Here is a 12858-nt window from a genome sequence, read left to right on the forward strand (position 1 = left end):
CATGGAACCTGCGCTGGCCACCCTTGGCGAAGAGATTCAACGGCTTAAGCGCTCGATGAACGATTTGGTGAGCCTGCTTGCTCTACCCGCCATTTGGGCCGGAGGAAGTCCTCCTCAGATCGCTGAGACCTTGCTTGACGTGCTTGTTGCCATGTTGCCGGTTGATTTTGTTTATGTGCGTCTGTTCGACGCGGACACGGAATGGCCGATCGAGATCGCGCGGTTCGCTCATTCGATCGTCCAAGTAAAGCCGGAGGAGATTGGGCGAGCCCTTTATCAGATGTTTGGCGATGCCGCGTCGAAATGGCCGCCGAGCGGGCAGATCCATATTGGAGGCGTCGAGTTCTTCGCTGGGTTGGCGTTGCTCGGCCTGCAAGGAGAGGTCGGTGTCGTGGTCACCGGGTCGCAGAGCTCCGACTTTCCGAACCAGACCGACGGGCTTCTCTTGAAAGTTGCCGCAAATCAGGCTGTCGTTGCCCTGCAGGGGGCCCGTCAACTAGGCGAACAGAAGCGACTGGCGTCGGAACTTGACGGGCGTGTTACGGAACGAACAGGTGAACTTGTCGCGGCCAATCAAACGTTGACTCAGGAAGTCGAGGACAGGCGCCGGACGGAAGAAGCACTGCGCAGAAGCGAGGAAGCCCTGGCGGCAAGTCAGCACGATCTGAAGCTGATTATCAATACAATTCCGGCCTTGGCTTGGGCGACTCGCCCAGATGGGTATACCGAGTTTCTGAGCCAGCACTACCTCGACTACGCGGGGCTTTCAGCGGAGCAGGGGCAAGGTTGGGGCTGGACGGCTGCGATCCATTCTGACGACGTAACAGGTCTGCTCGCAGCGTGGAACACCTTCTTGACTTCGGGTGAAGGAGGGGAGGCTGAAGCTCGGTTGCGTGGATCTGATGGGAGTTATCGGTGGTTTCTGCTCCGCGCCAATCCGACGCGGGATGAACGCGGCGACGTCGTGAAATGGTATGGGGTGAACGTCGACATCGATGAACGCAAACGCGCCGAGGAAAAAGCAATTGAAGCCGAACGCGAGCTTCAACGAACGGTCGACGGCATTCCAGCCCTGGTTGGGGCTTTCGCGGCCGACGGCACGCGTATTTTTATCAACGAGCGCGGACGAGAATTTACAGGGCTCTCAACCGACGATTTGGCGGGTGGTGGCTGGAGAAACACGATCCACCCAGATGACATCGAACTCGAAGAGCGCAAATGGCACGAATGTGTCGCGTCCGGAGAACCGTTCGAGCATGAGTACCGCGTGCGTGCAAGTGACGGGGCATATCGCTGGCACATTGCCCGTCGCGTGCCGGTCCACGACAAAGCTGGAAAAGTGATCCGATGGTACGGCATCAGTCACGATATTGAGGGTCGTAAAAGGGCGGAAGCTTTTGTCGCCAGCGAAAAGCATTTGCTGGAGATGATCGCGTCGGGCAGTTTGCTTCGGGATGTTCTCAGCGCGTTGTGCGTTTTTGTCGAAGACGCCGCCCCCGACTGCTTCTGTGACGTCCACCTGATAAATTGGAGCAGCTCGACATTCGAATATGCCGTGGCTCCTTCTTTGTCTCCCGACTACATCGCGCCGATTGCCGGCATGCCGGTCGACGGCGATCTGTTGCCATGTGGCATAGCGGCTTATCAAAAAACGCAGGTGGTCGCAGTGGACATGGAATCCGATCCCCGCTGGTATACGTCGCCTGTGCGGCTACATGTTCTGAAGCACGGATACAGGTCGGTGTGGAGCACGCCGATTTGTTCCAGAGAGGGGCGGGTGCTTGCCACCTTTTGCATCGTCCAACGGAAGCCTGCGAGCCCTTCGCCGCACCATCAGGATCTCATCGCGCACGCCACACAGATCGCCAGCATTGCGATCGAACGTTCCCTTATAGAGGCAGCGCTCCGGCGGAGCGAAACGTTGCTTTCGGAAGCACAACGCTTAAGTTCCACCGGCGCGTTCTCCTGGCGGCTGGATACTGACGAGATCGCCTTTTCCGAGGAACTCTATCATATCTTCGAACTCGATCCGAACTCCCCTGTGACGCTTGAGCGCCTGCGTGAGCGAATCCACGCGGATGACCTCCAGTCGCTGTCTGCCCAGATGGCTCGGGTTCGCACCGGGCAGAGTTATCTGGGCTATGAGATCCGGCTGCGGATGCCGGATAGCAGGGTCAAATATCTACGCACGTTTGGCAGGGTCATTCGTCATCAGGATGACCGCATGGAATGCCTCACCGCGGTTCAGGACGTGACGGAGCGGCGGCAGGCTGAAGAAGCACTTGGCAGGGCCCGATCTGAACTCGCACATGTAACCAGGGTTTCGAGCCTCGGAGTCTTGACCGCTTCGATTGCCCATGAAGTCAGTCAACCGTTGTCGGGGATCATCACCAACGCCAGCACCTGCCTCCGCATGTTGGCAGCCGATCCTCCAAACATTGACGGCGCACGCGAAACCGCCCGGCGAACCATACGCGACGGCAATCTAGCCTCAGATGTAATAACGCGATTGCGCGCTCTCTTCAGCAAGCGAGCTCCTACCGTTCAGTCGGTGGATTTGAACGAGGCGGCAAGGGAGGTGATCGCCTTGTCGTCGGGTGACCTTCAGAGCAGTCGCGTGGTTCTTCAGCCTGAATTTGCGGAGGGTCTGCCGCTCGTTGCGGGAGATCGTGTCCAGCTTCAGCAGGTGATCATGAATCTGCTGCGCAACGCAGTGGACGCCATGAACGGGGTCGATGATCGCCCCAGGAAGTTAATAATCAAGACCGAGCCCGATGAAGATGATCATGTGCGCTTATCTGTACGGGATTCCGGCACGGGTTTCGGCCCAGATAATGCGGAGCGGCTCTTTGAACCTTTCTACACCACCAAGAATGAAGGCATGGGGATGGGATTGTCCGTTAGCCGTTCCATCATCGAGAGCCACTGCGGGCGTCTATGGGCAGCGGCAAATGATGGCCCGGGAGTGACGTTCACGTTTTCTGTGCCCGAATACTCCAGAGAGCGATCGTCTGTGCAGGATGTGAGTGTTGGTACGGCGTCCGCGGTCGGTGGTGTTCGAAGATCGGTGGGAACGAGATGAAGCCTGCGGGTGCACTGGTCTCAGTTGTTGACGACGATAAATCGGTGCGCGAGTCCTTACCAGATTTGGTCAAGGAGCTGGGTTTCAGGGTGGACACGTTCGCTTCGGCAACGGAGTTTCTGGCGTCTGACAGCATCCATGAAACCAAGTGCCTGGTTCTCGATGTGACCATGCCCGTCATGACAGGCCCCGAACTGCAAGAGGAACTAGCGCGTCGCGGGCAAGAGATTCCGATCGTCTACATTACCGCGCAGCGGAGCAGCGCCATGCGGCTTCGTCTCATCGAACAGGGTGCGGTCGAGTGTTTATTCAAGCCGTTCAGCGACAGGGCCCTTCAGGAGGCTCTCCAACTGGCGGTCTGTAAGCCTTGAAGGTGGTGATTGTTAATGCCGGTCTAGGAGGATAATTTGCCATGTACACGGGTGGAGCAGCTGAACTGGGCAGCGTCGCAATGTCGGACGAAGCATCCGTGGTGTTTATTGTAGACGACGACGTTTCGGTGCGCGAATCGCTAGAGTTGCTAATCTGCTCGTCGGGTTGGCGGCCGCAGACCTTCGGTTCAGCAAAAGATTTCCTCGATCGACCCCAGATGGCCCTGGTTTCGAGCTGTCTCATCTTGGATGTCAATCTGCCGGATCTGAGTGGGCTCGACCTGCAGAGTCTGATGGCTAACGAGCGTACCCCTATGCCCATCATCTTCATAACCGGCTATGGCGACGTACCAATGACAGTCAAGGCGATGAAGGCTGGGGCTATCGAGTTTTTGACCAAACCATTCGACGACGAGGAACTTTTGAGTGCGATCAAGCTGGCACTTGAAAGAAGCAAGAGCGCGCTTGCTCTCGATTCTGAATTCCAGGCCCTCAAGGATCGCCATACGTCGCTTAGCCGTCGCGAACAAGAGGTTATGACGCTGGTTGTCTCGGGTCTATTGAACAAACAAATCGGCTTTGAGCTCGGTATCAGCGAGATCACAGTCAAGGCGCATCGTGGCCAAGCTATGCGCAAGATGCAGGCTCGCTCACTGGCCCAGCTGGTGAATATGGCGGCCCGACTGGGCATCACTCAGTAGAGACTTTTCACCGCGCCTGGCGCCTCGATCCAAACGACATCGCGCAATGGGAAGCCCATCAATCCCAAGGTATTGACGATACCATCGTACTATGGTCGCGCGCGCGATCTTGGTACATCTATTTTGATGGGCAAGATAGACTGAAATATTAATTGAAGATCGGACTTATGGCTGGCGATGAGACGCCGTGGCAGATGGTTTTTACGTATCGGGATGACTTAACGCAGCCTATGGCGCCGTTGTTTGATCATGGCGGATGTTGCGGGTTTTAACGTTTGGCGAGGTAAAGTGGCTATGACGTATTGTAAGATTCAGAAGTCGGCATTGTTGTTTTCCGTTGTCGCCGTCCTGCAAGGGTCCGCGCATGTTTTCGCAGAGGAATCAAAGTTGCCCAGTGCTGCTAGCGCACCGCCTGCAGCGACACTGAGCACAACGACGGAGAAGATCCGACTGACACGCAAGAGCGAGGCCTACTGGGAAGTCACTTTCAACAATCCTCCACTCAATATCGTCGGCCCGTCCGAAGTCCGCGAGCTTGCAAAAATTGTTGGTCAGATCGAAGCCGACGGGAGGGTCAAGGTCGTGGTGTTTGACAGCGCGGTCCCGGGCTATTTCATAGCTCACTACGACCTGCTAGGTCCCCTTAAGGATTCCACCGGCATGGAGCCCGGGCCAACGGGTATGCATCCCGTGCCTGACGTCATGGTACGCATAAGCCGGCTGAAGGCTGCGACGATTGTTTCAATTCGGGGGCGGGCGAGTGGCATAGGCAGCGAGCTTGCGCTCGCGGCGGATATGCGTTTTGCAAGTCGAGAGAAAGCGGTTGTGTCGCAGTTTGAAGTCGGCGCCGGCTTTGTTCCTGGAGGCGGCCCTATGGCGCGGCTGCCTCGGCTGGTCGGCCGCGGCCGCGCCATGGAGATGTTGATCGGTGCCGAGGGCTTTGATGGCGAACTTGCCGAGCGCTACGGTTATGTGAATCGGGCGTTGCCCGATTCACAATTGGACAGTTTTGTCGACGCCTTGGCGACGCGAATTGCGTCGTTCGACGGGCAGGCGATTGCCGACGCCAAGACTCTGATCAATCAAGCTAGCCTGCCACCGGATTCTGAGATGCAGCCGGGGTGGGACGCGTTCATCACTTCCGTACAACGGCCTGCGGCCCAGGCGCGTCTGAAGGTGCTCGTCGAGGAAGGACTGCAGCGGCCCGGGAACGTCGAGAGAAACCTCAACGAATATACAGCCAAGTATCGGTAGCGGTTGCGGAGACTGGGAAACGGAGCAACGTCAAGGGTTATGAAGAGGACGGACCGTGACTCGCATGCGCAAGGAGACCGACAGTCTGGGTGAGGTAGACGTCCCAGCCGACAAGCTTTGGGGTGCCCAGACGCAGAGGTCTCTCCATCATTTTTCCATCGGGCGAGATCTGATTCCGCGCGAAATGATAACAGCTTATGCGGTGCTGAAGAAAGCCGCTGCCAACGCCAATCATGCAGGCGGACGGCTCGATCCTCAAGTCCATCGACTGATTGTCCAGGCATGTGACGAGATCTTGGCGGGGCAGCATCAGGACATGTTTCCGCTCCACGTGTGGATGACGGGCAGCGGCACTCAGTTCAACATGAACGTTAATGAGGTGATTTCTAACCGGTGCTGCCAGCTGGCCGGGACCGTCCTCGGCAGTAAGACACCAGTTCATCCAAACGACCATGTCAATATGGCGCAATCGTCGAACGATTCATTTCCGTCCGCGATGAACATCGCGACCTCGACCAACGCCAAACGGCGCCTGATCCCGGCTGTCAAGCAGCTTGCGGAAGCTATCCGCTCCAAGTCCGAGGAGTGGAAAGACATCGTCAAGATCGGCCGCACCCATATGCAGGATGCAACGCCGCTGACTTTGGGCCAGGAATGGTCTGGATATGCCGAAATGCTTACCGACAACCTGGATCGGCTCGAGAGTTCACTGGGCGGCATCTATCGGCTCGCCCTCGGCGGGACGGCGGTTGGCACCGGGATCAATTCCGCACCAGGTTTCGCAGAAGCCGCCGCGTCCGAAATCGCTAGGCAAACCCAGCTTCCGTTTGTAACCGCGCCCAACAAGTTCGCTGTCCAGGGCGCACATGATGCCCTGGTACAGTTTTCTGGCACGATGCGCACGCTGGCAACTTCACTTTACAAGATAGGCAACGACATTCGTCTCATGTCGTGCGGACCCCGAACAGGCTTTGCCGAACTTGTAATACCGCAGAACGAGCCGGGCTCCTCGATTATGCCCGGCAAAGTGAATCCCACCCAGGCCGAAGCGCTAACCATGGCTGCCGTGCAGGTGATGGCCAATGATGTTGCAGTGGGGTTCGGCGGTGCCGGCGGATATCTCGAGATGAACGTCTATAAGCCACTGATCATCCACAACATCACCCACTCGATCACGATCGTCACCGACAGCTGCACGAACTTCCGTAGGTTCCTGGTCGAGGGTACGCAGCCCAACAGGAAGAAGATTGCCCAGGATGTCCGCGATTCGCTGATGCTCGTTACCGCACTCTCGCCTGTGGTCGGCTATGACAAAGCTTCAAAGATTGCGCACTATGCGATGGACAACGATCTCACACTGAGGGCGGCTGCTCTGAAGCTCGGCCTCGTTTCCGAAGCAGTGTTCGACCGCGTGGTTGAACCAGAAATGATGGTGAGACCCTACGTCGCGACATCCGGATAGGTGAGCGTTCGCTCGTCGACACAACTTACAGGCGGCCGCTGCCGGCCTGGTCAAGGCGTTCATCACCTTCAGTTAGTTATTCCAGGAGGATATCCATGAGCACCCATCCTGTTGGCCTCGGCGAGGCCGCTCTCGCACTGCAGATCGGCGAGCCTCGGTTCAACGCAGACTGGAAAAGTCCCGGACATCGATTCCGGCGCCTATTGTCAGAATTTATCGGTACTGCAGGATTGACGTTCGTGCTGTCAGCCGGTGCAGCGATTCTGGTTTTGCACGGCGGGATAAAGGTTGAGCCCATCGTCACTGCCTTCATTCTGTCGGCGATTTCTGCACTATGGCTGGTCGCAGCGATCTATTTTCTCGGCGACATTAGTTCGCACTTTAATCCCGCCATGACATTAGCGTTTGCCTTGCGCGGCGATATGGGTTGGCCGATGTGCGCGGCCTACGTCGTTGTGCAGCTCATTGCCGCGGCGGCGGGATCATTTCTTGCTCGTTCATTCTTCGGCATCGAAGGCAATCTCGCGGCCACGATTCCGCAACCTGAACAACTCATCCAAGCGGTGTTCTTCGAGGCCATTCTGACATTTGGAATGGTTTTGATGGTGATCTCGATGGCAAACGGCCCAAAGCTCAATGGCCAGTTTACCCCTATCGCCGTGGGTGCGTACGTGATGTCGCTAGGAACCCTGGGTGGCCCCTACGAAGGAGCGGCGATGAACCCTGCCCGTGCTTTCGGACCCGACCTGGCGCGAGGCGATCTGTCCACGTGGTGGGTCTACGTCGTGGGACCGGTCGTCGGCACGATTGTTGCCGTATTGGCTGCCAAGGTTCTCCGAGGCCCAGCCAATGCCCAGGAAGCCCAGGCGGCTATGGGAACGCCGCAGGACGAGGCCTGAGTCATGTCGACTATTTTTTCGTCATCAGTTGAGGACACATGTCTCACCGGCGTTTCCCAGCAATAGCAGCCTAGATCCTCGATAAACTTTGGGCCGAAGATCGACGGCCAAGAACCCTCCTGGCGATGACCAGGCAAGGCGCCGCGATCAAGAACAACAGGACAAGCGCGAAGAAGGCCTCATTGAAGGAAATGGCGATCGCCTGCCTATCGAGAGCCTGCCGCAGAAGCGATAGCGCGGCCCTACCAGAGACAACACTGTCGAGGCCCCTGGCGGCAAGTTGGCCCGCCACGGCCTTCAGACGCTCTTCGAGGGAGACGTCGCCAATGGCCAGATGGGACGCCAGGATTGTCCTGTTATAGGCAAGTTGTCGATCAAGATAAGTTTGCAGCAGAGCGGTGCCCGTCAGACCACCAACCTGTTTGCCAAGAGCGAAAAGACCGATGCCGAACGGCAGGGCCTTGGCAGGAAGCCGCATTAAGGCAAACAGCGTCAGGCTGATGAACAAGAGACCCAGCCCAAAGCCGCGCAGGAGCAGTGGAAACTCCAGATCCACAGTCCCGCTGTCGCTTGTCGAACCCGACAGGAACCACATTGACGAGGCGAAAAACACGACGCCGACAGGGGCCAAAGCAAGCGGATTTATTCCGCATTTCTGAACGCCGACTCCGGCAACCAGCAGTGTGCAACCCAAGATTACTCCACTCGGCAAGAGAAGTGTTCCAGCATCTGTAGCCGTGAAAGCGAGAACGTTTAGGGCAAAGGCCGGGATGAGGAAGGCGCTGCCGGACAAGGCGAATCCGGCTACCAGACTGACGACAAGTGCGAAGCGAAAGTCGGGATCACCCAAAGGCGACGTGGGGAGGATCGAACGGTCCGATGTAAATTCAAATTCCCACAGCAGCAGGAGGATGACCGCCAGCAGGCCGCTAAGGGTGAAAAGGGTGATGTGCCCGTCGTCGAACCAATTGAACCTGCTGCCTTGCTGCGACACATACGTCAAGGATGCGGCGGCGAGTCCAGCTAGCGCGACCTGGGGATAGGGGAGGCGGATCTTGTCGCGGAACGTTTGCCTGCGGTCCGCCGCAAGCATGACCAGGGCGACGATACCCACCGGCACGTTGCTCAGGAATATCCAGTCCCATGACAAGTGGTCGACAAGCCAACCTTGCAGCGCTGGCGTCACGGTTGTCGGGGCCATGACCGAGCCAAGGGCCAAAACAGCTTGCACTATCGGTTGCTGACGGCTCGGGAAGCGCAAGAACAGCAGCGTCTGGCCTGCCACGAGCACAGTCGCGCCTGCAAAACCCTGAACGATGCGGCAGAAGTCAATCCAGGCAATATCGGCGGAAGAGATCATTGCAGCGGACGCCAACAGAAGCGCGACCGCGCCGGCGCGCAAACAGGGCGTAGGCTTCAGCGCCGCAACAAACAGCGGCGCGACCAAAAAACCGGTCAGCTTGGCCGCGAGAAAGGCGATGTCGAAAGTCGCGAATTCGTCGCTCGTGGCATGTATGTCGCCCAGCATATCCAGGCGCCCGATAGAGAGCGCCGTGCTGGCGATCGAATCCATGACGGCGGTCAGTACAACTCCGATCAAGACCAACGCGTCGCCCAGCGCTCCGGGCTTCGCCTGTCGCGGTTCGACCTGACGGCTCATTGTGCCGCACCGGGCCGCTTTCCGGCAACGTCGCCGGCCGGGTTCGACGAGGTGGTTGCGGGATCGGTTGCTCGGCCCACCCGGACAGCAATGCGAGCTGAAAGTCCAGGAACCAGCCGACCAGGCAACGGATTGTGTGTAAGTCTTATCTTGACTGGAACGCGCTGAACGACGCGGATGAAGTTACCGGTCGCATTGTCCGGTGGCAGCACGCTGAAGGCAGCTCCGCTACCCGGGGCGAAGCTGTCGACGACACCATCAATCTGAACACCAGGGTACTCGTCAATCGTCACCCGAACTGGCTGTCCGATTTCCATTCGATCTAGTTGGATCTCCTTGAAATTGGCGACGACCCAAACATCTTGTACCGGAACGATGTCCATCGCCGGGGTGCCGGGAGTGACATACCGCCCGACGCGAACTTGCCGGTTGCCGACGACACCGTCGATTGGCGACTGGATGAGAGTGTTGGCAAGATCCATCCGGGCCAGGCTGACAGACGCTTTCGCCTGAGCCATCGCTGCTTGGGCGCCGGCAAGTTGCGCCTGGAGCACGCCAAGCCTGAGCTTCTGCGCTAGAGTATTGGCCGCCGCGGCTTTATCCGCAGCCTCGGCCTTTGCAAACCCGGTCTGCGCATCCTGGAGTTTTTGTTCGCTGGCCGTTCCGCTCTTTTGGAGCGCGGTGTAGCGGTCAAGATTGGCTCTCGCGAACAGCAGATCCGCTGAGACCGACCGCTCCTGTGCCGCCGCTTGTCCGATCAATGCATCTTGCAGTTTCTGCGTTGCTTCAATGTTTGCGATATCGGCCTGTCGCGTGGACAGAGTGGCAAGGGCTTGGTCAACTTTCGCGCGGTAGTCACTGTCGTCGATGCGAAACAGCAAATTCCCCTTGCGAACGCCGGCGTTGTCTCCAACCGGGACTTCCACCACATAGCCGGAGAGCTTGGGCGCGATGCTCGTTATATCGCCGCGCAGATAAGCGTTGTCGGTGGTTTCCTCGAAACGGCCGTGAAAATACCATTGCCAGGCCCAGGCTGCCGACAGCGACATCGTTACAGCCGCGACCACCAGGATAGCGACCTTCCGGGCCCGACCTATCGGCGCCCGCGTTGATGCAGGCGAGGCCACAGGACCGAATGCGCGAGATGCCGCTGGTTGCGATTGGTCATCACTCCTCAACGGCGGTTGCGCGGGTACAAAGCCTTCAGCTCGGAGCATCTCAACGATCCAATCTCCAACATGTGGCTAGTCGACTTGCAAGATTGCTTGGTGGTGCCCGGGATCACCGACCAGTCGCCATGTCGGCTGCTGCTCCGGTAAATCCCTTGGACCGCACCACCTTCCGGCGGGACCGCCCATAACGACGACCCGGCCTGAACCCTCGAATTTGCAAGCCTTCAGTCGATACGAAGGCTCTGCTCCATGGCGTAGCACTGGTCCCAGATGAACACGTCATACCCGGCCAGTCGGGACTGCCACTTGGGCGTGACCTCATTGACGCATTTCACGACGACGCGATCGATATAGTTGTCGTAGACGGCCCAGAGGTTGCCCCTGTCTTCTGCTTCCATTTCTTCGCCGGGGGGTGTTGACTTCAGCGCAGCAGCGGCCGCGGCCTTCAGGTCATTCATGAATTCGAGCTGGGTACGGACATCGGAATGCGTGCCCACGCGATTGACATGACCCCCGACAAGGGTTTCGAACGGCAAGGTGTCGATATAGCCCACCTGCTCGAAGTAGCCGGGGATGTCCTTGGCAAGTGCGAAGCGACGCCAGGGCATCCAGCCGGGAAAGATCACATCCACCACCATCAACACCTTCTGTTCTGGAGCATAGATGAAGATGTTGCCCGGCTCATGGGGACTGCTGCCGGGATAGCTCAGCTCAAGAACCTGACTTCCAACCTTCAAAGTATAGTGGTCCTTGAAGGTGACGGTCGGTAGAGGGCGCCTGGTATCTTTCGCCCGTTCGAGCAGCCTAAGGGTTTCTTCCTGGGCGATGATAATTGGATGGCCGCCGAGATCGTTCGCGCCGCCAATATGATCCACGTGCGCGTGGCTGTAGATGACATGTGTGATAGGCTGATCCGTCACCTCGGTGATCGCCTGGCGTATGTGAGCCGAGTACCCCGGAGGGGCGTCGATCACAACCACACCCGTTTCATACACCAGGAACATCGACTGGTACCCGTTGTCGGTGACCATGTAGAGGCCACGACCCAGCTTTTGGCTCCGGTATCCCTTCTTCGGGTCGATGGCCGGGGTTACGTCTTCCTTGGGAATCGGAAGGTAGTGATCGACGCGCGAACCTATCGGCGCCAACGACGGCATGCCCTGGTAAGGGACGCCAGGCTGTCCTGGCAAGGTGTCGGCGCAGGCACCGCCGATTGGCGCCAAGCCGAATCCAACAGTGAGCATAAGGCAACCGGCATTTGCCGCTGCCCTCGAAAGAGCGGAACGGTAGAGAAGCATAACAAATCTCCTATTTTTAAATATTGTTCGTCGGGGACGACTTGTCGGTAAACCAAAGGTTTTGCTGGTCTCGGATATTGCGGATACTTTGATTTCAAAATTCCCCTGCGAGCTTCTCACGATTGTGAGAAAGCGAAACTCACCGACCCGGCAATCCGCTCGAACCGATGCGATAGGCCGATTCACCTGGTACCTCGAACAACAGTGGCGGGCAGCAAGCACACCGCTGTCTGGTCGGAACGGCTTTCAATGGCCGTGACCAAGAGCATTCAGATCAGCACAGAATTCCCCGTACGGTTTGGTCATCCCCGGGTCCTGGCATTCTCTCATCATCGCCTTGCGCTTACCCATCGGCAGGGTTTCCAACGCTGCCCTGAACCTGCTCCTCATAACCGGATCGGTATGGGTCGGACCCTTGATGGAACTGGTGTAGGTAGACGACTGCTGGTTGATCGGGTCGATGACATCAAGTGCGCCGGCAAATGCGCTTCCCCCGATTATTGAGAGTGCAAATACTGTGACGAGACATTTAGCGGTAACGTTCATGACGTGTTCCTTCTCCTCAATGAGGCAGTCGCCGGATCGACGACGCTGGTGACGATTTCTATTAACCTCCCCCGGTCAGAACTTAACCGGATGAATTTTTATGTATCTGTAGATCGTCGTGAATCTATTGTTCAATGGTATTGCCGATACTTTGGCATCGATCGGTCGGGAGATGCTGATCCGATGTGCGTTAGCCGGATTCCGCGGAAGGATTCAGTACGTTGGCCATTCTTCCTCAGCTCTCCAATTGCTTCCCGCCATGTGCAGGAACTTCCTTGGCGCAATGCCAATGCCACGCCGCCTGGGGACCGATACCAAAGCGTCATGGACCTCGCACTTTAAGCGACCCACAATTTCGGTGCGAGCGGGACATCGTTTCATCTACGCGGGTCGCCCCGCCCAGCGGTAGATCT

10 protein-coding genes are annotated in these 12858 nt (G+C 57.7%); 6 read left to right on the forward strand and 4 right to left on the reverse strand.

Annotation, left to right across the window (positions count from 1 at the left end):
• Nucleotide 1 precedes the first annotated feature (1 nt).
• The 6 genes from AC0NIH_RS20980 to AC0NIH_RS21005 all read left to right on the forward strand — a co-directional run bounded on the left by AC0NIH_RS20980 (nucleotide 2) and on the right by AC0NIH_RS21005 (nucleotide 7769).
• Nucleotides 2-3082, forward strand: a complete 3081-nt coding sequence (locus AC0NIH_RS20980) for a PAS domain-containing protein (RefSeq protein WP_473468086.1) — start codon at nucleotides 2-4, stop codon at nucleotides 3080-3082.
• Nucleotides 3079-3453 carry a response regulator gene (locus AC0NIH_RS20985; protein WP_473468083.1) on the forward strand — a complete coding sequence of 125 codons (375 nt, stop codon included), beginning with the start codon at nucleotides 3079-3081 and terminating at the stop codon, nucleotides 3451-3453. The genes AC0NIH_RS20980 and AC0NIH_RS20985 overlap by 4 nt, the downstream gene beginning before the upstream one ends.
• 41 nt (nucleotides 3454-3494) lie before the next feature.
• Complete coding sequence (locus AC0NIH_RS20990; protein ID WP_473468081.1) at nucleotides 3495-4154, forward strand: response regulator transcription factor; 660 nt, start codon at nucleotides 3495-3497, stop codon at nucleotides 4152-4154.
• Nucleotides 4155-4403: 249 nt separating this feature from the next.
• On the forward strand, nucleotides 4404-5408 hold the full coding sequence (locus AC0NIH_RS20995; RefSeq protein WP_473468113.1) for an enoyl-CoA hydratase/isomerase family protein: 1005 nt from the start codon (nucleotides 4404-4406) through the stop codon (nucleotides 5406-5408).
• Nucleotides 5409-5472: 64 nt separating this feature from the next.
• Nucleotides 5473-6870, forward strand: a complete 1398-nt coding sequence (gene fumC / locus AC0NIH_RS21000) for a class II fumarate hydratase (RefSeq protein WP_473468079.1) — start codon at nucleotides 5473-5475, stop codon at nucleotides 6868-6870.
• A gap of 95 nt (nucleotides 6871-6965) precedes the next feature.
• Nucleotides 6966-7769 (forward strand): MIP/aquaporin family protein, encoded by an 804-nt coding sequence (locus AC0NIH_RS21005; RefSeq protein ID WP_473468076.1) that lies wholly within the window; start codon nucleotides 6966-6968, stop codon nucleotides 7767-7769.
• Between the two features lie 70 nt (nucleotides 7770-7839).
• Here the strand turns inward: AC0NIH_RS21005 and AC0NIH_RS21010 are convergent, their stop codons facing one another.
• From AC0NIH_RS21010 to AC0NIH_RS21025, 4 genes are all read right to left on the reverse strand, one after another.
• Nucleotides 7840-9429: an MFS transporter gene (locus AC0NIH_RS21010; RefSeq protein ID WP_473468074.1), complete on the reverse strand. Its 1590-nt coding sequence runs from the start codon at nucleotides 9427-9429 to the stop codon at nucleotides 7840-7842.
• Entirely contained in the window at nucleotides 9426-10478 is a 1053-nt protein-coding gene (locus AC0NIH_RS21015; RefSeq protein ID WP_473468073.1) for an HlyD family secretion protein, read from the reverse strand. The genes AC0NIH_RS21010 and AC0NIH_RS21015 overlap by 4 nt, the downstream gene beginning before the upstream one ends.
• Before the next feature lie 347 nt (nucleotides 10479-10825).
• Nucleotides 10826-11899: an MBL fold metallo-hydrolase gene (locus tag AC0NIH_RS21020; RefSeq protein WP_473468071.1), complete on the reverse strand. Its 1074-nt coding sequence runs from the start codon at nucleotides 11897-11899 to the stop codon at nucleotides 10826-10828.
• Nucleotides 11900-12145: 246 nt separating this feature from the next.
• Nucleotides 12146-12445: a hypothetical protein gene (locus tag AC0NIH_RS21025; protein WP_473468068.1), complete on the reverse strand. Its 300-nt coding sequence runs from the start codon at nucleotides 12443-12445 to the stop codon at nucleotides 12146-12148.
• Between the last annotated feature and the right edge of the window lie 413 nt (nucleotides 12446-12858).

This window comes from Mesorhizobium sp. WSM1386 (genome assembly GCF_055901595.1).